Origin of the sequence: Citrobacter sp. RHBSTW-00570, from assembly GCF_013739755.1 — a bacterium.
In the GTDB taxonomy this organism is placed as follows: domain Bacteria; phylum Pseudomonadota; class Gammaproteobacteria; order Enterobacterales; family Enterobacteriaceae; genus Citrobacter; species Citrobacter braakii.
Genome location: NZ_CP056399.1, coordinates 3840625 through 3862280, shown reverse-complemented (window position 1 = coordinate 3862280; position 21656 = coordinate 3840625). Strand labels below are relative to the sequence as shown.

Below are 21656 nucleotides of genomic sequence, written 5' to 3'. Positions count from 1 at the left end.
TTTGTTAAGCTACTCACAGTTTTCAGCTACTTATCGTTATGAGTCCCTATGGAATCCTGGAGAGTAAACCTCATTTCCGTATGGTTCGGTTGCTTTTTCACCGGCCTGGCGATCAGCCAAATCCTGCCTTTTTTACCGCTCTATATCTCCCAACTGGGGGTGAGCTCCCATGAAGCACTCTCAATGTGGTCCGGCTTAACGTTTAGCGTCACCTTCCTGATTTCAGCCATCGTCTCTCCGATGTGGGGGAGTTTAGCCGACCGTAAAGGACGCAAGCTAATGTTGCTGCGGGCCTCTTTGGGTATGGCGATTGCGATTTTACTGCAGGCCTTTGCCACTAACGTCTGGCAGCTTTTTCTGCTGCGTGGGGTCATGGGGTTAACGTCTGGCTATATTCCCAATGCGATGGCGCTGGTAGCCTCACAGGTTCCGCGCGAACGCAGCGGGTGGGCGCTGAGTACGCTCTCGACGGCGCAAATTAGCGGCGTAATTGGCGGACCGCTGATGGGGGGCTTTATTGCCGACCACGTTGGCTTACGGGCGGTATTCTGTATTACCGCGGCCTTGCTGGTAGTGAGTTTTCTGGTCACGCTGTTCTTAATCAAAGAAGGTGTGCGCCCGACAATCAAAAAAAGCGAACGCCTGAGCGGGAAGGCCGTCTTTGCCTCGCTGCCTTATCCGGCGCTGGTGATCAGCCTGTTTTTTACTACGATGGTGATCCAGTTGTGTAACGGCTCAATTGGGCCGATTCTGGCGCTGTTTATTAAATCAATGGTCCCAGACAGTTCTAATATTGCCTTTCTCAGCGGGCTGATTGCTTCGGTTCCGGGCATCTCGGCGCTGATTTCTGCGCCCCGGCTAGGTAAATTAGGCGATCGTATTGGGACCGAGCGGATTTTAATGGCAACGTTAATCTTCGCCGTCGTGTTGTTTTTCGCCATGTCATGGGTCACTACGCCGTTGCAGTTGGGGATCTTACGTTTTCTGCTCGGCTTTGCCGACGGCGCGATGTTGCCCGCGGTGCAGACGTTGCTGGTGAAATACTCCAGCGACCAGATAACCGGGCGCATTTTTGGTTATAACCAGTCATTTATGTACCTCGGCAACGTAGCCGGGCCATTAATGGGAGCAACGGTTTCGGCAATGGCGGGCTTTCGCTGGGTGTTTATTGCCACGGCGTGCATTGTGCTAATCAACATCTGGCAACTGGCTATCGCGTTGCGACGTCGGCGCTGCGCACGCTGAGTACCTGATTAACAACGCTGCCCGCAAGCGTTGTTAATCCATCATTATGCATTTATATATCCAGGTGATTATTAATCCCCTTACCCTTTTATATGGAATAATTCTGCGCTAAGACTCCTTCTCCCTTATTTTGTGTTGTGATTGTTTTCGCAAAACGTTTTATTTCTTATGAAAATACAACTTTCATCCTCTAGGCAGTTGTGAGTCTTAATGATAACGTGGCCTATATTTGGTTAAGGGAATACGTAAATGAAAAATCTCGTTACTGAGTTGTTACTTAAGCTCGCCCAAAAAGAAGAAGAGTCGCAAGAACTGACGGCGCAGGTTGAAACGCTGGAGCAGGTAATCATCGAAATGCTGCGCAATATGACGTGTAACGATCGGCAAATATTTATTCGCCAAATTGAGGGGGCTTTGGCTGGAGAAGGCCGTATGCCTGCGTTTCTGACCAACGTTCATAACGCTGGCGAGAGTGTGCCAAAAGCGTTTTGAGTAATCCGTGGTGCGTCATCCACAAATTATCATAAAAGTGTCACATCAAATACTTATAGTCGCTTTGTTTTAATTTTACCGTATTTATACATGGAGAAAATAAAGTGAAACAAAGCGCACTCGCTATTGCCCTGTTACCTTTGCTGTTTACCCCGGTTATTAATGCAGAAACCTCTGCCATAACGGTTATGGATAATCGTGCCGCTCAGGGTGATATCACCACGCCGGGCGGCGCCCGCCGATTGTCTGCCGATCAAACGGCGGCTCTGCGCGAATCTCTGAGCGATAAACCTGCCAAAAATATTATTTTATTGATTGGCGATGGGATGGGTGACTCAGAAATAACGGCCGCGCGAAATTATGCCGAAGGCGCAGGCGGCTTTTTTAAAGGGATTGATGCTTTACCGTTGACCGGACAATACACGCACTATGCGTTGGATAAGAAAACGGGTAAACCCGATTATGTGACGGATTCTGCGGCATCCGCGACGGCGTGGACCACCGGTGTGAAAACCTATAATGGCGCGCTGGGCGTTGATATTCATGAAAAAGATCACGCCACAATTCTTGAAATGGCAAAAGCGGCGGGGCTGGCAACGGGCAACGTTTCTACCGCTGAATTGCAGGATGCTACCCCGGCGGCGCTGGTAGCCCATGTGACTTCGCGTAAGTGCTATGGCCCAGGCGTGACACGTGAAAAATGCCCAACCAATGCGCTGGAAAAAGGCGGTAAAGGGTCAATCACCGAACAATTACTGAATGCCCGGGCTGACGTTACGCTGGGCGGCGGGGCCAAAACGTTTGCGGAAACCGCTGCGGCGGGCGAGTGGCAGGGTAAAACGTTGCGTGAACAAGCCCTGGCCCGTGGTTATCAGATGGTGAGTGATACCGCGACGCTGGCGGCGATTACCGAAGCTAATCAGGATAAACCGCTGCTGGGTCTGTTCTCTGACGGCAATATGCCCGTGCGCTGGGAAGGTCCGAAAGCGTCTTATCATGGCAATCTGGATAAGCCGGTTGTGACCTGTACGCCAAATCCAAAGCGTGACGACAGCGTGCCAACGCTGGCACAGATGACGGATAAAGCGATTGAGCTGTTAAGCAAAAATGAGAAAGGTTTCTTCCTGCAAGTGGAAGGGGCGTCAATCGATAAACAGGACCACGCCGCCAACCCGTGCGGACAGATTGGCGAAACGGTCGATCTGGACGAAGCGGTACAGCGCGCGCTTGCCTTTGCGAAGAAAGATGGCAACACCCTGGTGGTGGTAACCGCTGACCACGCACATGCCAGCCAGATTGTCGCGCCGGATACCAAAGCACCAGGCCTGACCCAGGCGCTGAACACCAAAGATGGCGCGGTTATGGTCATCAGCTACGGCAACTCTGAAGAGGAATCTCAGGAGCACACCGGCAGCCAACTGCGAATTGCAGCCTATGGCCCGCATGCGGCGAATGTGGTCGGCCTGACCGATCAAACCGACCTGTTTTACACCATGAAAGCGGCGTTAGGACTGAAATAACCCGACGCCCGGCGGCAATACTTTTGCCGCCGGGTGGTATTTTTATCGTTAGCAGCCAAACTTACCTGTGTGTTGTCGTTCAGAAAAGAAGGATGCTATGAAAATTACATTATTAATGACGCTGCTTTTTGGTCTGATTTTTTTAACTACCGTCGGTGCTGCCGAGAAGACTTTAACCCCGCAACAACAGCGTATGACCACCTGCAATCAGCAGGCAACGGCGCAGACCTTAAAAGGGGATGCGCGTAAGACATATATGAGTGATTGCCTGAAAAACAGTAAATCTGCTCCGGAGGAAAAGAGCCTGACGCCGCAGCAGCAAAAAATGCGTGAATGTAACGTTAAGGCGACGGAGCAGTCTCTGAAAGGTGATGATCGTAATAAATTTATGAGCGCTTGCCTGAAGAAATCTGCGTAGCACTTACGGGTGAGCAGGTAAAATCGCTCACCCGAAATATCATACTTCCGCCACCAGACCCCTTCCTATAATTTGGGAAATTTGTTTCAGAATATTCCCAAATACAATGAATGATGAAAACTTTTATCAAAAGAAGGTCGTCCCGAATGAAGCATTTTTATCGCTTCATCAAAATGACCACCAACGTTCCGGTCTGCGATTCGCCCGACGAATCAGGCTGCCGCGAGCGGTGGGATTGGGGGGAATGTTTTTCCCTATCGCGTCGGTATTAGTTGCTCAGCCTATTACCGGTGGCTGGTGGCTATTACTGGTGGGATGGGCGTTTGTCTGGCCGCATTTGGCCTGGCAGTTGGCCAGCAAAGCCGACGATCCTCTGCATAGAGAATTTACCAACTTAAAAGCCGATGCCATTCTTGCCGGTATGTGGATAGGGATTATGGGCGTAAACCTGTTGCCATCCACGGCGCTGCTGATGATTATCTGCATCAACCTGATGGGCGCAGGCGGGATGCGAATATTCATCGCAGGCGCCGTTTTGATGATGGTTTCATGCCTGGTGACGTTACAGTTAACCGATATCTCCGTCGCTTTTAGCAGTACTCAACTTAGCGTGCTATTGACGCTGCCGGTGTTGGTGATTTATCCGCTGCTGTTTGCCTGGGTCAGCTACCAGACGGTCATCAAGCTGGCGGAACATAAACGCCGTTTACAGGTGATGAGTACGCGAGATGGCATGACTGGGGTGTACAACCGCCGCCATTGGGAACTGTTACTGCGTAATGAATTTGATAATTGCCGCCGCTACCAGCGTGACGCCACGTTACTGATTATCGATATCGACCATTTTAAGAGCATTAATGATACCTGGGGTCATGACGTTGGGGACCAGGCGATTGTCGCGCTGACCCGCCAGCTGCAGATGACCTTACGCGGTAGCGACGTGATCGGGCGCTTTGGCGGTGATGAGTTTGCGGTGATTATGTGCGGCACGCCGGCAACCAGCGCGATTGCGGCGATGTCTCGCGTTCACGAACGACTTGGCCAACTGCGTTTATCCTGCGCGCCGCAGGTTGCTCTGCGGATCAGCGTGGGCGTTGCGCCGCTGACCGCAGAAACCGAGCATTATCGAGAATGGTTAAAGTCGGCGGATATGGCGCTCTACAAAGCAAAGAATTCCGGACGTAACCGCACTGAGGCGGCGGCCTGACGTCCGGCGGTATTAACTCAGGAGCGGCTGAGTTTTTCCGACTGCTCCATGCACTTAATCATCGCTTCAATCACTGATGAACGAAAACCTCGTTCTTCCAGGACGCGTACCGCTTCAATGGTGGTTCCACCAGGCGAGCACACCATATCCTTCAGTTCTCCGGGATGTTTACCCGTATCCAGCACCATCTTCGCCGAACCCATTACTGCCTGCGCCGCGAATTTATAAGCTTGCGCGCGAGGCATGCCACCCTGCACGGCGGCGTCCGCCATCGCTTCAATAAACATAAAGACATAGGCCGGGGCTGAACCACTGACGCCAACGACCGGATGAATCATTGCCTCCGCAATGACTTCCGCTTCACCAAAGCAGCGGAAGATATTCAGCACGTCGGCGGTGTCTTCTGGCGTGACTAAGGCGTTCGGTGTGACGGAAGTCATTCCGGCATTCACCAGTGACGGCGTGTTTGGCATCGCGCGAATGATTTTACGGTCATGGCCTAGCGCGCGGGCGAGCTGATCGAGGGTGACGCCAGCGGCAATCGAGACGACCAGGGAGTCTTTGTTCAGGCTGGAGGTAATTTCGCTCAGCACTTTAATCATGATGCCTGGTTTTACGGCCCCAAAAACGATGTCAGCGATTTGCGCGACCTCTTGCGCTGACTGCGCCGCATTAATACCGTACTGGTCGTGCAATGCAGCGACTTTATCGGGGGAAGGGGTGTAGACCCAGATTTGTCCGGGGAGAACCTGGCCGCTGGCGATCATGCCGCCAAGTATCGCTTTGCCCATATTACCGCAGCCGATAAAACCGATTTTCTTGTCCATTTTGTCACTCCCTATGCGTGATATTCATTGTTTTACCTGGGAAAGCTAAGCTTAGCGCGGATTGAATATGTGCAGAAGGATAAACAGCACTTTGCCTGCAAGTAAAAGCACGCGACAATGTGCAACTGCACATCAGTGGGGAGAAATTATGACAATATGGGTGGATGCCGATGCGTGTCCGAATGTGATTAAAGATATTTTGTACCGCGCTTCTGAGCGCATGCAGATGCCGCTTATTTTGGTAGCCAACCAAAGTTTGCGCGTCCCGTCTTCGCGGTTTATCCGCACATTACGTGTTCCCGCCGGGTTTGACGTGGCGGATAACGAGATTGTACGTCAGTGTAGTGCCGGTGATTTAGTGATAACAGCGGATATCCCGCTGGCGGCGGAAGTCATTGAAAAAGGTGCGGCGGCGCTTAATCCGCGCGGTGAACGTTATACCGAAGCCACGATCCGTGAGCGTCTGATGATGCGTGATTTTATGGATACGCTACGCGCCAGCGGTATTCAGACCGGCGGGCCGGACAGCCTTTCACCACGAGACAGGCAGCATTTTGCTGCTGAGCTTGATAAGTGGTGGCTGGAAGTACAGCGTAGAAAATAAAGCGTGTAATTTATTATTTACACTTTATTCATGGTGAATTCTTGTTATAGTAGGGGTTAATAGGTACAGTCACCCTAAATGTAATTTTTTCTTTACGTTTTGGCGATGTACTAGTTTGGTGATATGATTATATCTTTAACCGCATCAGATCCCGCTCGCTCGCGGCTCCCTGGGGAATTTCTGTAATGACGCAACCTCTTTATCTTGTCGGCCCCCGGGGGTGTGGTAAGACAACTACCGGTATGGCGCTGGCGAAGGCTATCGATTTCCAGTTTGTCGATACCGATCGCTGGTTGCAATCGCACGTGCAGATGACCGTGGCGGAGATCGTCGAAAGGGAAGGATGGGAAGGGTTTCGTGCCCAGGAGACGAGCGCTCTGCAGGCCGTCACGGCCCCGGCAACGGTTGTTGCGACCGGCGGCGGCATCATTCTTACCGAATTTAATCGTCATTACATGCGCAGCCACGGCGTGGTCATCTATTTAAGCGCACCGGTATCAGTACTGGTTGATCGTCTGGAGGCCACGCCTGAAGAGGGATTGCGCCCAACCTTAACCGGTAAGCCGTTGACTGAAGAGGTGCAGGAAGTGCTCGCCCAGCGCGATGTTCTGTACCGTGAAGCTGCGCACTACATCGTTGATGCCACCCATAAACCTGCGCAGGTGGTGGAAGACATTCTTGAGATACTGGCGCAGGCAGCGCCACGGTTACAGGGCGGTGTCTATACTTAATGTTCATCCAGTGAAAAGGAAGAACTATGCCGACAAAACCACCTTACCCACGTCAAGCGAACATTGTTACGGTTGAAAAGGGGACGCCAGGCCAGACGGTAACCTGGTATCAACTTCGAGCCGATCACCCTAAACCGAATACGTTGATCAGTGAGCATCCTTCTGCGCAGGAAGCCATGGATGCCAAAAAACGCTACGAAGACCCCGATAAAACCTGATATTAAGCACCGTCCTGGCACGAGTCTGAAAAGTGCCACGACGGGCGTTCATCACATTTTCTTAAATTTCGCCGTATACCGTTAAAATTGAAAATTAAGCAATAACAATCCAGTACCGGAATGATTTGGAATCTTTACACAATACACCGCCGATCAGCTGCTACGCTTTTGAGCATTTGTAGCGCAGGTCAGCGCCCGGCACTTGCCCGGGATTTCACAGCAAAGTAAGAAGATGGTGGAGCAACAAATGAGTGCGTCGTTGGCTATCCTCACGATTGGCGTGGTGCCAATGTGTGAGGTGTTACCGCTCCTGACGGAATATATCGATGAACAGCACATTACTCACCACAGTCTGCTTGGACAGATGCGGCGAGAAGATGTGATGGCTGAGTACGGCGTTTCGCCCGGTGACGAGCCTTTATTAACGCTGCTCAGCGACCACCAACTTGCGCATGTCTCACGCCAGAAGGTAGAGCGCTCGCTGCAAAGTATCGTGGAGGTGCTGGATAACCAGGGCTTTGACGTGATCCTGCTGATGAGTACCGCCTCAATCGCTCGCCTGACCGCCCGCAATAGTATTCTGCTGGAGCCGTTACGTATTATCCCCCCGCTGGTGGCCTCGATTGTCGATGGGCATCAGGTCGGGGTTATTGTCCCCGTCACCGAATTGCTCAAAGCCCAGACGCAAAAATGGCAGGTGTTACAAACTCCACCAGTGTATGCCGTGGCGAATCCGATCGAAGGTACCGAACAACAATTAATTGATGCCGGGAAAGAACTACTGGAGCAAGGCGCGGATGTGATCATGCTGGATTGTCTGGGGTTCAATCAACGCCATCGTGATTTACTGCAAAAATCGCTGGATGTCCCGGTTCTTCTGTCTAATGTGTTGATTGCCCGACTGGCTTCGGAGCTGTTGGCGTAATTTTACGTGACAGGTGGAACGTCAGCCCCCTATATTGGTTCTCAACTTAATCACGAGATAGGGCCAGTTGTATGCTTCAAAGTAATGAATACTTTTCCGGCAAAGTAAAATCGATCGGTTTTACCAGCAGCAGTACTGGCCGCGCCAGTGTTGGCGTGATGGCTGAAGGCGAATATACCTTTAGTACTGCGGCGCCTGAAGAGATGACTGTCGTTAGCGGCGCACTGAACGTGCTGCTGCCGGGGGAAACCGAGTGGAAGGTGTATGCCGCAGGGGACGTATTCAACGTACCGGGCAACAGTGAGTTTCATCTGCAGGTGGCAGAGCCAACATCCTATCTTTGCCGCTATCTGTAAGCATAGAAATGACGAATGGCGACATTATGCCGCCATTCGGTAAGTACGGCTTAACGTTGCGCTTCGCCGCCTAATCCTTCCACCAGACTTTTAATCAGCGCCGCCAGTTCACCCGTCATCAGGATGAAATCGGCATCAAAACGCTGAGCATAATCTTCGCGGTCAATATCTTCGTTCTGATCGCGCAGCTCGTCGCTAAACTTCAAACGCTTAATAGAGCCGTCGTCACACATCACGAACTGAATGCGCTGCTGCCAGTCGAGGGCCAGCTTGGTGACCAGTTTGCCCGCTTCGATATGCACGGCGATTTCGTCGCAGACCAGATCCTGCTTTTTCGCGCGGATCACGCCGCCGTCTTCAAGGATCGCTTTTAGTTCGGCTTCATCCAATAACTGGAATCCCTGTGCCGTTGTGCCGGAGCGAACCCATTCGGTCAGCGTCAGCTCAATGGGGTTTTCCATCGTCAGCGGAACGACCGGCAGCGAACCGAGACTCTTACGCAGCAGCGCCAGCGTATCTTCGGCTTTCTTCGCACTCGCGCAATCAACCATGATCAGATCGTTGACGGTATCGATCCACATCATCGTCTGGCTGAAACGGCTAAAGGCGCGCGGCAGCAATGAGTGCAGAACTTCATCTTTCAGCGAGTCTTTTTCGGTCTTCTTGAGTTTGCGACCTTGCTCAGCTTCCAGTTTGAAAATTTTGGCTTCCAGCGCCTGTTTGATAACCGGCGACGGCAGAATTTTTTCTTCTTTGCGGGCGCAGATAATAATTTGGCCATTGGCGGTATGCGTTAATGCATCGCTGTGCGATCCCATCGGCGGAACCCAGCCCATTTTTGCCATATCCTGGCTACCGCAAGGGGTGAACGTCATTGATGCCAGCTGTTTTTCCATCTCTTCGGCACGCAAAGAAACATCGCGGCTAAGACGGTAAACCATTAAATTTTTGAACCACAGCATGATAATTTCCACGGCCTTGTCGTTAAATCCAGCGGGCATGATAGCGAATTGTCGCTATGCTTGCATTGTTAATCGGGAAGAGGAGCAAACAGTGCGTATAGGTATCGATTTAGGCGGTACGAAAACGGAAGTTATCGCGCTTGGCGATGCAGGCGAACAGCTTTTTCGCCATCGCCTGCCCACGCCGCGTGATGATTATCGGCAAACGATAGAAACCATCGCCGCGCTGGTGGAGATGGCGGAAAAGGCCACCGGGCAGTCGGGAACCGTCGGGATGGGCATTCCCGGTTCAATTTCGCCCTACACCGGAGTGGTGAAGAATGCCAACTCGACCTGGCTTAACGGGCAACCTTTTGACAAAGACCTGAGTACGCGTCTGAATCGCGAAGTGCGGCTGGCAAATGATGCCAACTGCCTGGCGGTTTCTGAAGCCGTTGATGGTGCAGCGGCGGGGGCGCAAACCGTGTTTGCGGTGATTATCGGTACAGGATGTGGCGCTGGAGTGGCGCTGAACGGCCGGGCGCACACGGGCGGCAACGGTACTGCGGGCGAGTGGGGGCATAATCCGCTGCCGTGGATGGACGAAGACGAACTGCGTTATCGGCAGGAAGTGCCCTGCTATTGCGGCAAGCAAGGCTGCATTGAAACCTTCATTTCCGGAACCGGTTTTGCCACCGACTACCAGCGTCTGAGCAGTAAGTCGCTCAAGGGCAGTGAAATTATCAGTCTTGTTAATGCCCGGGATACCCTGGCGGAACAGGCGTTGAGTCGGTACGAGCTGCGTCTGGCGAAATCACTGGCACATGTGGTGAATATTCTCGATCCGGATGTAATCGTGCTGGGCGGTGGAATGAGCAATGTCGATCGACTGTATCAAAACGTGCCAACGTTGATTAAACAGTTTGTCTTTGGCGGCGAGTGCGAAACGCCTCTACGCAAGGCGCTGCACGGTGACTCCAGCGGCGTGCGCGGCGCGGCCTGGTTGTGGCCGCAGGAGTAATGTTCGCGTTGCCGGGTAGCGCAGAGGCTATCCGGCAACGGGAGTCATCTGGGATACGCTGCGCTTCAGGCGACCGTAGAGCAGCAGCGACGACATTGCAGAAAACGACAGCAGCGCCGCCGGTAACGTCACGTAGTTGTAGGCAAAGCCCAGCGTCAGCATCATACCACCGCACCAGGCGCCAATCGCGCTGCCGAGATTAAAGGCAATTTGCCCCCCAGCCGCACCCAGCAGCTCACCCCCTTTAGCATTTTGCAGCAGCAAAATTTGCAGCGGCGCCGACAGGGCAAACAGGCCCGCGCAGCAAATAAAGGCGAAGATCAGCGACGCGGCTTTGATCCCGCCAAAGGCAAAGAGCAGCAGCAGAGCCAGCACAATTACAAAGTCGGTTATTACCGCAATACGCAGCGGCGTATAGCGGCCAGAAAGGCGACCGCTCAGCAGATTTCCCAACACCATCCCCAATCCTACCAGCATCATGATGAAGGTCATCAGCGCTTCGGAAAAGCCGGAGATGAACATCATGTACGGTTTGACGTAGCTGAACCAGGCGAAAACCCCGGCGTTACCAAACATGGTGGCGGAAAAGATGAGCCACGGGGCGGGGGTTTTCAAAAAGTGAAATTGTTCGCGCAGTTTCCCTTTTGCTTCATCGCTGATGTTGGGTATCCAAAAAGTTATCGAGACCATCACGGCGATATTAAAGACGGCTATCAGCAGAAACGTGTAGCGCCAGCTAAATTCCTGACTCAGCCAGGTACCGATGGGAATGCCAACCAGATTAGCAACGGTCATACCCGAAACCATGCCCGCGACGGCGGCGGTGACTTTTCCCGGACGGGCCAGCTTCGACAGGATAATCGCGCCAACGCCAAAAAACGCGCCGTGTGGAAAGCCGGAAACCAGCCTGCCCACCGCCAGCATTAAATATGAGGAGGAGAGGGTGAAGATGGCGTTGCCGATCACGCACAGCGTGACCAGAAACAGCAGAATATGCTTGAGAGAAAAGCGGTTGGAAAAGAGCGCAATAATAGGCGCGCCCAGCACCACGCCAAAAGCGTAAAACGAAATCATATGGCCAGCGGCAGGGATGGAAATTCCCACGTCCCGCGCCAGCTCGGTGAGTACACCCATGATGCCAAACTCGGCCATGCCCAGCCCAAATGTCCCCAGAGCTAAAGAGAAAATGACTTTTTTCATACCACCTGCCAACAAGAAAGACGCACGATATGCGCCATAGCGGCGAACGTTCGCCGCCAATAGAGATAGCTTGCAGATAAGCGAAGTGGAATGCCATTTCATATCCGTCTTTGTGTATTCACGATCGTGCTATGTGCTGTGCCGGATAGCGCTGGCGCATATCCGGCCTCCAGGTGCTGAGCTGCTATCAGGCATCAACTGCAAACATTTTATCGAGTTTACTGTAGCCCAGTCCGTTGATTTTTTTGACCTTGATCTGCACCGGAATGCGTTCTTTCATCGCTTCAACGTGGCTGATGACACCAATGGTTTTGCCAGTGGCGTTGAGCGCATCGAGCGCATCCAGGGCGGTATCCAGCGTTTCGCTGTCCAACGTGCCGAAACCTTCGTCGAGGAACAGGGAGTCAATTCGCGTTTTGTGGCTGACCAGATCGGACAACGCCAGCGCCAGCGCCAGACTCACGAGGAAGCTCTCGCCGCCGGAAAGCGTACGCGTGTCACGCACGGCATCGGCCTGCCAGGTATCAACCACTTCCAGCTCCAGCGCTTCGCTGGCCTTGCGCTGCAACAGATAGCGACCGTGCAGACGGGTCAACTGGTTGTTGGCAAGCCAGACCAGATTATCCAGCGTCAGCCCCTGGGCAAACTTGCGGAATTTATCTCCCTCTTTCGAGCCGATCAGCGCGTTCAGATAGCCCCAGTCTTCGACCTGCTGTGCGACTTTCGCAATCTCCAGCATCAGCGCCTGCTGCTGCTGGCGGTTTTCACCATCCTGCTTGAGCTGCTGGCGAATTTCGCCCTGACGAGTGGTGTTCTCCCGTAGCTGCTGGGTGAGTTGCGCCAGCGCGTCGTGAAGATGTTGCACGGTGAGCGTGAGATCCACCCCGGTTGGTAGCTGTTGTTGATGAGTCGCCAGCGCCTGCTGCGCCTGATTAAGCAGCGTTTGCGCCTGCTGTCGCTGGCCTTCCAGTGATTGCTTCAATTGTTCAAGGCGGTTAAAGGTCTCTTCATCCAGCAGAGCGGCAACAAAGGCGTCGCGGTCGGCAAAGATGCTGGCCTGCAATGCGGTATCAAACTGCGCCTGAATTTCTGCTGCGCGCTGAACCTCCTGCGCCTCCTGCTGCTGTAAGGTTTGCCACTGCCCCTGTAAAGAGAGGCAATCGTCGTGCACCTGCCGCCAGTTTTCCAGCGACAGATTCTCAATGTTTTCACCAAGCGCATCGGTTTCAGGCAGCGTTTCCAGCACCGGCGCAAGCTGGGCGATTCGAGCCTGTAATTCAGTCAGTTCGTTCTGGCGCAACTGCCACATTTGCGCTTCGTTCGCCCGCTCGCTCAGCCATGAGGCGACTTCAGCCTCGGTCGGAAGGGACAGACCATGACGGGCCAGCTCGGCGGTTAACGTTGCCTGGCGCTGGTCAATATGCTGCTGGAGCTGAGTAATCTGCTCTGTGTGTGCGGTGATTTGCGCTTGCAGGGTATGACGCAGACTCAGCTGGTGAAGCTGCTGCTCGTGCTCTTCCTGGGCGGTAAGCCACGGGGCGATGTCATCCTGCGGTTGCAGCATCACGTTGAGGCTGGCGGTGACGGTCTGCCACTCTTGAGTAAGTGCTTGCTCTTCCTGAGAAAGCGTTTGTACTTCGCGTTCATCGCGCTGAAGTTGCTGGGTTATCGCCTCAAGTTGACCGCGTAGCGTTGACCCCTCATCGGCTAGCGTTTTGACCTCTTTTTCCAGCGCTCCACGCCGTGTCTGATTCACACTCAGTTCGAGCGTTTGATAGCGCTCAATCGCCGGGTGCGTGGTGGAGCCGCAAAGTGGGCAAGGCATGCCGGATTGCAATAGTGCCCGCTGGCTTTCCAGATCTTTGATCCGGGCTTCCTGCTCGCAAATGATTCTCACATCGGCAAGCTGCTGATTTTTATCTTTATAGCGCTGACGCTTTTCTGTAAGCACCGCATTGCGCTGGGCCAGCTCCTGCTGACGCTGCACAAGCGTGGCGCGTAGCTGCGCCAGTTGCTTTTGCTTCGGGGCGATTTGCCCGTGCAGATTACTCAGCCGCTGGCGTAACGGACGAAGCTGCACATGTTGCGCCAGCGCTTCCGTTACCTGTTGTGCCGAAAGGGTCAGCGTGGGAAGCGCCAGCGCATCAAGCTTGCGCGTGTCGTTCTCCCGCAACTGCTGCCACTGGCGCAGTTGGGCGCTAGCGTCGGACTGTTGGGCCAGCAGCGCTTTCCATCCTGCCAGTTCGCTACTCCACAAGCGGAAGCGGTCATGTTCTTTCAGCCAGTCGGTTAACGTTTGCTGTCCGGCGAGCATAGCGGCTGACTGCGTTTGTGCCTGCTGACGAATACGTCCGCGCAGCGCTAAGCTGCTTTGTAAGCGAGCATTCACTTCCTGAATCTTCTGTCGCGTACGGTCAATCGTAGCCGTTTGTTCCTGGATTCGCTCCCAGTGTGGGCGTAACGCTCTGGCTGGGAGTGCCAGACTCAGCGCCGCCAGTTGCGGCTGCGCCTCTTCCTGCGCCTGAAGTGCAGCCTGTAATGCCTGCTGGTGGCGGTTTATCTCCGCCTGTAGCTCATTTTGCCGCATGAGCCAGTTGAGGTGCTGCTGCTGGGCTTGTTGGCTGGTAAGGTATTGTTTTTCTTCGTCAGTAAGTACCTGCAAACTTTCTGTCAGGGATTGCAGCTGTTCTGGCGTTAACAGCGCAACACCGCTGGCCTGGGCCTGCAGTTTTTCCAGTTCCGTACGCGCTGATTTGTGCTTTTCAAATACCATGGCGGAGATTTGGCCGTAGATCTCAGTGCCGGTCAGCTCTTCCAGCAGCTCGGCGCGTTCTTTCGGTTTGGCATTGAGAAATGCGGCAAACTGCCCCTGAGACAGCAGCATCGAACGGGTAAAACGTCCGTAATCCAGCCCGGTAAGCTCGGCGGTCATCTCCAGCTTATCTTTGACCTTATCGGCGAGGATTTTACCGTCGGAGCAGCGGGCCAGCTCTACGCGAGGGACCTGCAGATTGCCCTCCGGCTGATTGCGTGCCCGGTTCTGGCTCCAGAATGCGCGGTAGGCTTCGCCCCGCACCTCAAACTCGACCTCGGCCAGACACTCCGCGGTGTCGCGGGTCATCAGGTCGTTTTGCGACTGTGACACGGTATTCAGGCGCGGCGTTTCGTGGTACAGCGCAAGGCAAATTGCGTCCAGCAGGGTCGTTTTCCCCGCACCCGTTGGTCCGGTGATGGCGAACAACCCGTTGCTGGCAAACGGTTCTGCCGTAAAATCGACTTTCCATTCTCCCTTCAGGGAGTTGAGGTTTTTCAGGCGCAGGCTGAGAATTTTCATGCTTCAGCCTCCCCGGCAAGCGTTTGTAAGGTTGCGCTAAACAGCTGGTTAAGCCGCTCACGCTGCGGTTCTTCGAGTTCTTCCAGCGCCAGGCGGCGGTCAAAAACCTCTGCCACGCTCAGCTCGCTTAACGTTTCACGTCGTTCATTGGCCATAATGCGTTCGCGCTGTTCACGACTGCGGCGCACCAGTAGCACCTCTACCGGTAAATCTTCGGTTAAGGCCTGGATCTTACGTTGCATATCATGCAGGTAGTCGTCGGTGGTGATTTCAATATCCAGCCACACCGGTGGCTCTTGCTGCACGCCGCGCCACTGCTCAAGCTGGGTAGTAATGGCGGCTAAATCGCCTTTCAGTACCGCAAGCTGCTGCGTAACCGGCACGGTGAGATTTTCAACGGCGCTGAGTTTCCCCGCGTCAAAGCTCACCAGATGTACACATTTGCTTTTGCCACACTCGTCAAAACTGAGGGCAATCGGCGAGCCGCAGTAGCGAATATGTTCCGTGCCGCCGATAACCTGCGCCCGGTGAATATGTCCCAGCGCGATGTAGTCTGCCGGTGGGAAGTTTTGCGCCGGGAAGGCGTCCAGCGTACCGATATAAATGTCACGTACGGCGTCGCTTTTACTGGCTCCGACGGTGGTCAAATGCCCGGTCGCAATGATGGGAAGATTGTGGTCGCCGCGCAGCGTGCAGGCATCCTGATACTGCTGCTGATAATAGTCGGTGATTGCGCCCAGTAAATGCTGCTGTTTTTCTTGTCCTGTCAGCCCGGCCTGGCTGGTGATGATGTCGCGCGGACGTAAAAAAGGCACCGGACACAGGATCGCCCCCGGCGTACCGTCGCGTAGCGGCAGTATCTGCGGCCCATGACCAGCGCTGGCAACCACCGTGGTGTTGAGAAACGCCAGAATATCGCGGGATTCATTGAGCGTGGCGACGGAGTCGTGGTTGCCTGCCAGCACCACCAGATGACAGCCGGTTTGCTGCAGTTTGACGACAAAACGGTTATACAGCTCACGGGCATAGCTAGGCGGTGAGCCGGTATCGAAAATATCGCCTGCCACAATAATGGCATCCACCTGCTGGGATTGTGCCGTTTCCAGCAGCCAGTCGAGAAAGGCCTGATGCTCGGCGGCGCGGCTCTTGCTGTAGAAGTTTTGGCCCAGATGCCAGTCAGACGTGTGAAGGATGCGCATAAGAGTTCCATGACGATAAAACAATGGCGGGGATTATAACCCTTCACGAGTGGGAATATCTTGTCTCCGGGCTGTCATAATTCGCCGGGCTGCGTTAAACCTGGACTATCTTTTCATAAATCTGTCATAAAACTGACGCATAATGGCACTGTATTGATGGCAAACGATTTAATTACAAACAGGGCAAATCATGGCGAGACGTATTCTGGTCGTAGAAGATGAAGCTCCAATTCGTGAAATGGTCTGCTTCGTGCTCGAGCAAAACGGATTTCAACCCGTTGAAGCCGAAGACTATGACAGTGCTGTGAACCAACTCAATGAACCCTGGCCGGATCTCGTCCTGCTTGACTGGATGCTTCCAGGCGGCTCGGGTCTACAGTTTATTAAACATCTTAAGCGCGAAGCGATGACGCGGGATATCCCGGTGATGATGCTGACGGCGAGGGGGGAAGAGGAAGATCGCGTCCGGGGGCTGGAAACCGGCGCGGATGATTATATTACCAAGCCCTTTTCTCCCAAGGAGCTGGTGGCGCGTATTAAAGCAGTTCTGCGTCGTATTTCACCGATGGCGGTGGAAGAGGTTATAGAGATGCAGGGGCTAAGCCTTGATCCCACCTCGCATCGCGTGATGACCGGCGAGGATCCGCTGGATATGGGGCCGACCGAATTCAAACTGTTGCACTTCTTTATGACTCATCCCGAGCGTGTCTACAGTCGCGAGCAACTCCTTAATCATGTCTGGGGAACCAATGTGTACGTGGAAGACCGGACAGTGGATGTGCACATCCGCCGCTTACGTAAGGCGCTGGAGCACAGCGGACACGATCGTATGGTGCAGACGGTTCGCGGGACGGGATATCGTTTTTCAACCCGCTTCTGACTGACAAGAATCAAGGCCTGAAGGAATAGGCCGTATAGGGAGTAAGACGTTTGCTAGAACGATTGTCATGGAAAAGGTTGGTACTGGAGCTGATCCTGTGCTGCATACCGGCATTTATCCTTAGCGCTTTTTTCGGTTACCTGCCCTGGTTTTTACTGGCGTCGGTAACGGGCCTGCTTATCTGGCATTTCTGGAATTTATTACGTTTGTCCTGGTGGCTATGGGTCGACAGAAGCATGACGCCGCCGCCGGGGCGAGGCAGTTGGGAGCCGTTGTTGTACGGGCTGCATCAAATGCAACTGCGCAACAAAAAGCGCCGTCGTGAACTGGGTAATCTGATTAAACGTTTTCGCAGCGGGGCGGAATCGCTACCCGACGCGGTGGTGCTGACCACTGAAGAAGGCGGTATCTTCTGGTGTAACGGACTGGCCCAGCAGGTTCTGGGACTGCGCTGGCCGGACGATAGCGGGCAAAATATTCTTAACCTGTTGCGCTACCCGGAATTTACACAATATCTGAAAACGCGCGATTTTAGCCGACCGATCAATCTGGTACTCAATACCGGACGGCATCTGGAAATTCGCGTGATGCCCTATACCGATAAGCAACTGCTGATGGTGGCGCGCGACGTTACCCAGATGCATCAACTGGAAGGTTCACGACGTAACTTTTTCGCCAACGCCAGCCATGAACTGCGTACGCCGCTGACGGTGTTACAGGGGTACCTGGAAATGATGCAGGAGCATCCGCTGGAAGGGACGACGCGTGAAAAAGCGCTGCATACCATGCGCGAACAAACGTATCGCATGGAAGGGCTGGTGAAACAGCTGCTGACGCTGTCAAAAATTGAGGCTGCGCCGACGCTACTGCTGAATGAGAAGGTCGATGTGCCCATGATGCTGCGCGTGCTTGAACACGAAGCGCAAACGCTGAGCCAGCAAAAACATACGTTTACCTTTGATGTTGATAACAGCCTGAATGTGCGGGGTAACGAGGAGCAGCTGCGTAGCGCTATCTCGAATCTCGTCTACAACGCGGTGAACCATACGCCAGCGGGAACGCACATTACCGTACGCTGGCAGCATGTGGCGTCGGGGGCGGAGTTTTGCGTGGAAGACAACGGTCCAGGCATTGCCGCCGAGCATATTCCACGCTTAACCGAACGTTTTTATCGTGTGGATAAGGCGCGATCGCGGCAAACGGGCGGTAGCGGACTTGGTCTGGCCATCGTTAAGCATGCGCTGCATCATCACGACAGTCGCTTGAATATCGAAAGCGAACCAGGCGTTGGGACGCGATTTAGTTTCGTGATCCCGGAACGTTTAATTGCCAAAATTAACGGTTAAGGCGCATTCGTAAGATAATCTTTCCAAAAGCCAGCGCAAGCTGGCTTTTTCTATGCGGTCAATATAACCATCCTGAATTTTACGACGTTTGGTTGTTTTTTGTTCGAACTATTACCCATACCTTTTTCCATGAAATGGTGTTTTGTGCTAACCCCATTTTTCATATCGCTATATTGTTCTGGTTTTGGGATCCCACCTTGCTTTAAAACGTTATAAGCGTTTAAATTGCGCTCCATGTGCTGTCATACCGACTGCATTTACGCGGTAAATCGAAAAACTATTCTTCGCCGCGCCAGTCTGGGAGTGTTTCCCGCTGGAATTGAGCAAAAATGCCGCTGTATTGTCCCCCAGGGAAAGGCAAAAATTTATTATTTTCAACACCACATCCACAGGCAGTAAGACTTTATGACCCATCAGTTAAAATCGCGCGATATTATCGCTTTGGGATTTATGACATTTGCACTGTTCGTTGGTGCAGGTAACATCATCTTCCCCCCAATGGTTGGTTTGCAGGCAGGTGAACACGTCTGGACTGCGGCTTTTGGCTTTTTGATTACCGCCGTTGGCCTGCCGGTACTTACCGTTGTCGCGCTGGCGAAAGTCGGTGGTGGTGTGGACCGACTGAGCACGCCTATCGGTAAAGTCGCTGGTTTGCTGCTGGCGACCGTGTGCTACCTGGCTGTTGGACCGTTATTTGCTACGCCGCGTACCGCGACAGTCTCTTTCGAAGTCGGGATTGCACCGCTGACCGGTGACTCCGCGCTGCCACTGCTTATCTACAGCGTGGTCTATTTCGCGATTGTGATTCTGGTTTCGCTGTATCCGGGCAAACTGCTGGATACAGTTGGTAATTTCCTGGCTCCGCTGAAAATCCTGGCGCTGGTGGTCCTGTCTGTCGCTGCAATCGTCTGGCCAGCAGGCCCAATCAGCAATGCGATGGAAGCCTATCAAACTGCGGCGTTTTCTAATGGCTTCGTGAACGGGTATCTGACCATGGATACGCTGGGCGCGATGGTATTTGGTATTGTTATCGTCAACGCCGCTCGCTCGCGTGGCGTTACTGAAGCGCGTCTGCTGACCCGTTATACCGTTTGGGCGGGTTTGATGGCGGGTGTGGGCTTAACGCTGCTGTATCTCGCGTTGTTCCGTCTGGGTTCAGATAGTGCAATTCTGGTCGATCAGTCTGCTAACGGCGCGGCAATTCTGCATGCGTATGTTCAGCACACCTTTGGTGGCGCAGGGAGCTTCCTGCTGGCGGCGTTGATTTTCATCGCCTGTCTGGTCACCGCGGTTGGCCTGACCTGCGCGTGCGCAGAGTTCTTTGCCCAGTACGTTCCACTGTCTTATCGTACGCTGGTATTTATCCTCGGCGGCTTCTCGATGGTGGTCTCTAACCTGGGTCTGAGCCATCTGATTCAGATCTCTATTCCGGTGCTGACGGCTATCTATCCGCCATGTATCGCACTGGTTGTATTAAGTTTTACCCGCTCATGGTGGCATAATTCTTCCCGCGTCATTGCACCTGCGATGTTTATCAGCCTGATTTTTGGTATCCTTGATGGCATTAAAGCTTCTGCAATTGGCGACGTGTTACCGGCCTGGACCCAGCGTTTACCGCTGGCGGAGCAGGGGCTGGCGTGGTTGATGCCAACAGTCGTGATGGTGGTCCTGGCAGTTATCTGGGATCGTGCAGCGGGTCGACAAGTGACCTCCAGCGCACACTAATATCACTGACAATAAGTTTTAACCACGGGGCTATTAACATGGCCCCGTGGTTTTTTATTGTGTTAACAGGTTAGGAATCGATGGAAAGTAATAACAAGCTAAAGCGTGGGCTGAGCACCCGGCACATTCGCTTTATGGCATTAGGTTCAGCAATTGGTACCGGGCTGTTCTACGGCTCGGCCGATGCCATCAAAATGGCGGGGCCAAGCGTGTTGCTGGCCTATATTATCGGCGGCGTAGCGGCGTATATCATTATGCGCGCGCTGGGCGAAATGTCCGTTCATAACCCTGCAGCCAGCTCCTTCTCGCGCTATGCGCAGGAAAACCTCGGACCGCTGGCAGGCTACATAACCGGCTGGACCTACTGTTTTGAAATCCTGATTGTCGCCATTGCCGATGTGACTGCCTTTGGTATTTACATGGGCGTCTGGTTCCCGGCCGTACCGCACTGGATTTGGGTACTCAGCGTGGTATTGATTATCTGCGCCATCAATCTGATGAGCGTGAAGGTGTTTGGCGAGCTGGAATTTTGGTTCTCGTTCTTTAAAGTCGCCACCATTATCATCATGATTGTCGCCGGTTTTGGCATCATCATTTGGGGGATTGGTAACGGCGGACAGCCTACCGGTATCCATAATCTGTGGAGCAACGGCGGTTTCTTCAGCAACGGCTGGCTCGGCATGGTGATGTCGCTACAAATGGTGATGTTCGCCTACGGCGGGATTGAGATTATCGGGATTACCGCTGGCGAAGCCAAAGACCCGGAAAAATCTATTCCGCGCGCCATCAATTCCGTACCGATGCGTATCCTCGTGTTTTACGTGGGGACGCTGTTCGTCATCATGTCTATTTACCCGTGGAACCAGGTCGGCACTGACGGTAGCCCGTTCGTTCTGACGTTCCAGCATATGGGGATTACCTTTGCCGCCGGGATCCTCAACTTCGTAGTCCTGACCGCGTCGCTGTCGGCCATCAACTCTGACGTCTTTGGCGTGGGGCGTATGCTGCACGGTATGGCGGAGCAGGGCAGCGCGCCGAAAATGTTCGCCAAGACGTCGCGTCGTGGCGTGCCATGGGTGACGGTGATGGTGATGACCATCGCGCTGCTGTTTGCGGTGTATCTTAACTACATCATGCCGGAAAACGTCTTCCTGGTGATCGCCTCTCTGGCGACCTTCGCAACGGTATGGGTGTGGATTATGATCCTGCTGTCACAAATTGCCTTCCGTCGTCGTCTGCCGCCGGAAGAGGTTAAGGCGCTGAAGTTTAAAGTGCCGGGTGGGGTTGTGACGACCGTTATTGGCCTGATTTTCCTGGTCTTTATCATCGCGCTTATCGGCTATCATCCGGATACCCGCATTTCGCTATACGTCGGCTTTGCGTGGATTATCCTGCTGCTTGCCGGCTGGGTTTTCAAGCGCCGTCGCGAGCGCCAACTGGCTGAAGCGCAGTAATATTTTTGCCGGG

General features: G+C 53.6%; 20 protein-coding genes. 15 read left to right on the top strand and 5 right to left on the bottom strand.

Annotated elements, in window-relative coordinates; genetic code table 11:
* The first annotated feature begins 48 nt into the window (after positions 1-48).
* The 5 genes from HV237_RS18430 to adrA all read left to right on the top strand — a co-directional run bounded on the left by HV237_RS18430 (position 49) and on the right by adrA (position 4882).
* Positions 49-1245, top strand: coding sequence for a multidrug efflux MFS transporter (locus HV237_RS18430; protein ID WP_046275379.1), 1197 nt, complete (start codon positions 49-51; stop codon positions 1243-1245).
* A 249-nt stretch (positions 1246-1494) separates the two neighbouring features.
* Positions 1495-1737, top strand: a complete 243-nt coding sequence (locus HV237_RS18425; protein WP_016152002.1) for a sigma-S stabilization anti-adapter protein IraP — start codon at positions 1495-1497, stop codon at positions 1735-1737.
* Between the two features lie 104 nt (positions 1738-1841).
* Entirely contained in the window at positions 1842-3257 is a 1416-nt protein-coding gene (phoA, locus tag HV237_RS18420; RefSeq protein ID WP_047357675.1) for an alkaline phosphatase, read from the top strand.
* 97 nt (positions 3258-3354) lie between these two features.
* Complete coding sequence (psiF, locus tag HV237_RS18415; RefSeq protein ID WP_003830956.1) at positions 3355-3675, top strand: phosphate starvation-inducible protein PsiF; 321 nt, start codon at positions 3355-3357, stop codon at positions 3673-3675.
* 91 nt (positions 3676-3766) lie between these two features.
* Positions 3767-4882 (top strand): diguanylate cyclase AdrA, encoded by a 1116-nt coding sequence (gene adrA / locus HV237_RS18410; RefSeq protein WP_094169089.1) that lies wholly within the window; start codon positions 3767-3769, stop codon positions 4880-4882.
* A gap of 17 nt (positions 4883-4899) precedes the next feature.
* On the opposite strand, the gene proC is transcribed toward adrA, so the two are convergent.
* Positions 4900-5709, bottom strand: coding sequence for a pyrroline-5-carboxylate reductase (gene proC, locus HV237_RS18405; RefSeq protein WP_016152005.1), 810 nt, complete (start codon positions 5707-5709; stop codon positions 4900-4902).
* A gap of 148 nt (positions 5710-5857) precedes the next feature.
* Here proC and HV237_RS18400 point away from each other — a divergent pair, with 148 nt between their 5' ends.
* From HV237_RS18400 to ppnP, 5 genes are all read left to right on the top strand, one after another.
* Positions 5858-6313: a YaiI/YqxD family protein gene (locus HV237_RS18400; protein ID WP_016155837.1), complete on the top strand. Its 456-nt coding sequence runs from the start codon at positions 5858-5860 to the stop codon at positions 6311-6313.
* A 185-nt stretch (positions 6314-6498) separates the two neighbouring features.
* Positions 6499-7044, top strand: a complete 546-nt coding sequence (gene aroL, locus HV237_RS18395; protein ID WP_016155838.1) for a shikimate kinase AroL — start codon at positions 6499-6501, stop codon at positions 7042-7044.
* Positions 7045-7070: 26 nt separating this feature from the next.
* Positions 7071-7262 (top strand): protein YaiA, encoded by a 192-nt coding sequence (yaiA, locus tag HV237_RS18390; RefSeq protein WP_016155839.1) that lies wholly within the window; start codon positions 7071-7073, stop codon positions 7260-7262.
* Between the two features lie 247 nt (positions 7263-7509).
* Complete coding sequence (locus HV237_RS18385; RefSeq protein ID WP_016155840.1) at positions 7510-8187, top strand: AroM family protein; 678 nt, start codon at positions 7510-7512, stop codon at positions 8185-8187.
* 71 nt (positions 8188-8258) lie between these two features.
* Positions 8259-8543 carry a pyrimidine/purine nucleoside phosphorylase gene (ppnP, locus tag HV237_RS18380; protein WP_016152010.1) on the top strand — a complete coding sequence of 95 codons (285 nt, stop codon included), beginning with the start codon at positions 8259-8261 and terminating at the stop codon, positions 8541-8543.
* 50 nt (positions 8544-8593) lie between these two features.
* On the opposite strand, the gene rdgC is transcribed toward ppnP, so the two are convergent.
* Positions 8594-9505 (bottom strand): recombination-associated protein RdgC, encoded by a 912-nt coding sequence (gene rdgC / locus HV237_RS18375; RefSeq protein ID WP_003021479.1) that lies wholly within the window; start codon positions 9503-9505, stop codon positions 8594-8596.
* A gap of 91 nt (positions 9506-9596) precedes the next feature.
* On the opposite strand from rdgC, the gene mak reads away from it, so the two are divergent.
* Positions 9597-10505, top strand: coding sequence for a fructokinase (gene mak / locus HV237_RS18370; protein WP_047357678.1), 909 nt, complete (start codon positions 9597-9599; stop codon positions 10503-10505).
* A 27-nt stretch (positions 10506-10532) separates the two neighbouring features.
* Here the strand turns inward: mak and araJ are convergent, their stop codons facing one another.
* From araJ to sbcD, 3 genes are all read right to left on the bottom strand, one after another.
* Entirely contained in the window at positions 10533-11705 is a 1173-nt protein-coding gene (araJ, locus tag HV237_RS18365) for an MFS transporter AraJ (RefSeq protein WP_047357679.1), read from the bottom strand.
* A gap of 187 nt (positions 11706-11892) precedes the next feature.
* Entirely contained in the window at positions 11893-15039 is a 3147-nt protein-coding gene (gene sbcC, locus HV237_RS18360; protein WP_047357680.1) for an exonuclease subunit SbcC, read from the bottom strand.
* Entirely contained in the window at positions 15036-16238 is a 1203-nt protein-coding gene (gene sbcD / locus HV237_RS18355) for an exonuclease subunit SbcD (protein WP_047357681.1), read from the bottom strand. The genes sbcC and sbcD overlap by 4 nt, the downstream gene beginning before the upstream one ends.
* A gap of 190 nt (positions 16239-16428) precedes the next feature.
* Here sbcD and phoB point away from each other — a divergent pair, with 190 nt between their 5' ends.
* From phoB to proY, 4 genes are all read left to right on the top strand, one after another.
* Complete coding sequence (gene phoB, locus HV237_RS18350; protein ID WP_003021496.1) at positions 16429-17118, top strand: phosphate response regulator transcription factor PhoB; 690 nt, start codon at positions 16429-16431, stop codon at positions 17116-17118.
* Between the two features lie 50 nt (positions 17119-17168).
* Positions 17169-18464, top strand: a complete 1296-nt coding sequence (gene phoR / locus HV237_RS18345) for a phosphate regulon sensor histidine kinase PhoR (RefSeq protein WP_047357682.1) — start codon at positions 17169-17171, stop codon at positions 18462-18464.
* 405 nt (positions 18465-18869) lie between these two features.
* Entirely contained in the window at positions 18870-20189 is a 1320-nt protein-coding gene (gene brnQ, locus HV237_RS18340) for a branched-chain amino acid transporter carrier protein BrnQ (protein WP_016152017.1), read from the top strand.
* Positions 20190-20269: 80 nt separating this feature from the next.
* Complete coding sequence (proY, locus tag HV237_RS18335; RefSeq protein WP_016152018.1) at positions 20270-21643, top strand: proline-specific permease ProY; 1374 nt, start codon at positions 20270-20272, stop codon at positions 21641-21643.
* Positions 21644-21656: the final 13 nt, after the last annotated feature.